The sequence below is a fragment of the Gelidibacter salicanalis genome (assembly GCF_007997285.1).
Lineage (GTDB): Bacteria > Bacteroidota > Bacteroidia > Flavobacteriales > Flavobacteriaceae > Gelidibacter > Gelidibacter salicanalis.
Map to the genome: position 1 here is coordinate 1 of NZ_VORX01000017.1, position 1657 is coordinate 1657.

General features: G+C 37.5%; 2 protein-coding genes. One reads left to right on the forward strand and one right to left on the reverse strand.

Annotated features, from left to right (window positions below; genetic code table 11):
- On the reverse strand, positions 1-242 hold a 242-nt coding region (locus ES711_RS16420), incomplete at its 3' end, for a hypothetical protein (protein WP_211363145.1).
- 24 nt (positions 243-266) lie between these two features.
- Here ES711_RS16420 and ES711_RS16130 point away from each other — a divergent pair.
- Positions 267-1613, forward strand: a complete 1347-nt coding sequence (locus tag ES711_RS16130) for an IS110 family RNA-guided transposase (protein ID WP_146894338.1) — start codon at positions 267-269, stop codon at positions 1611-1613.
- Positions 1614-1657 lie beyond the last annotated feature (44 nt).

Genomic DNA, 1657 nt, shown 5'->3' on the forward strand with positions numbered 1-1657 from the left:
AATTCCTCTCTTCTCCCAAAAAAAATAATCACTTTAAGGTAACGTTTTGTATCTTGGATAGTGCTCTTTGCAAGACCGATTTTAAATTGATGCTTATAAGCTCGAGCGTAATTCTGGTTGGAATGTAAAAAGCCTTTGATATATCCAGTATCAAAGGCTTGTGATAATCTCACTGATGAATCCTCTAGGGATATCTCGTTCAGAATATTTTCTTGATTGCAATATACATTCTCTTTGGGCATTTTTATTAATTTAAATCAAAGAAAATGGTAAGAACTAAATTAAAAATGGATATTATCAATCCAAATGCTGCTGGAATTGATATCGGAAGTCGTTCACATTTTGTAGCAATCAATCAAGAGCACTCAGATGTGAGAGAGTTCGGTGTCTATGCTCAGGATACCAAAGAATTACTGACTTGGTTATTGGACAATGATGTAAAAACAGTGGCCATGGAATCTACAGGTTCATATTGGCAGAATCTTTATGCTGAACTACAGAACTCAACTATTGAAGTAATCCTGATCAATGGAAAATTTACCAAAAACATCAAGGGCAGAAAAACGGATGTGTTGGATTGTATGTGGATCCAGAAGCTACATACATTAGGTATTTTGAGTGGAAGTTTCCTGCCCGACCTGCAAACAGAATATTTAAGGACTTTGGTAAGGCACAGAGGCAATCTAATTGAAACCACATCCCAAGCTTCCAATAGGATGTCACAAAACATGAGACTAATGAACCTCAGATTGGATGTCGTAGTAAAAGATATTGTGGGACTGACCGGATTACGCATTATCAATGAAATCTGCAATGGTCAGACAAATGGGGAGCAGCTAGCCAAATTAAGGCACGGGAACTGTAAAAAGTCTGAAGAGGAAATTGCCAAGGCACTCCAAAGTAATAATCGACAGGATTATTTATTTGTCCTGAAACAAGAACTGCGAAAATACCAGGATGCCCAACAATTGATCATGGAATGTGATGATGAGATTAAAAGGGTTCTGGACGAATTTATAAATCAGGATCAAGTTAAAAAGGCATTGTGCATTGATAAGAAAGTACATAAAAGGATCAATAAGAACACACCAAAAAACATCGACCTTAACCTCATTGCCTACCAATATTTCGATGGGATCGATTTATACGCAATAGAAGGCTTCAGCCACGGAACAGTCCTCACATTGATGAGCGAACTTGGTGAAAAAGGAATACTAGAGTTCCAAAATGCACAGCATTTTACATCTTGGCTAAGATTGGCCCCCAACAATAAAATATCGGGAGGGCGCATCCTTAGCAGCAGAACCCCAAAAGGAAGCAATAGACTTAAAATAGCACTCAGACAGGCAGCAAATGCAATTGGAAATTTAAAGGACACTCACCTTTCCAATTTCTTTAACAGAATTGCCTACAGAAAAGGTCGAGCTGTTGCGGTATCCGCTACCGCAAGAAAATTAGCGACTATACTTTGGAATATGCTTTACAAAAAACAACAGTACAGTCCTCCAACAATTTATGAATACCTTGACCAGAAAAGAAAGAGAAAGGTCCTCGAACTTCAAAAACAAATCGCTAATTTAGATGCCAGAATGAGTAAAATACAACCTGCTTGAAAGCCAGTAATTACAAGGTAAAATCAAAACGTTACTCAGAATTA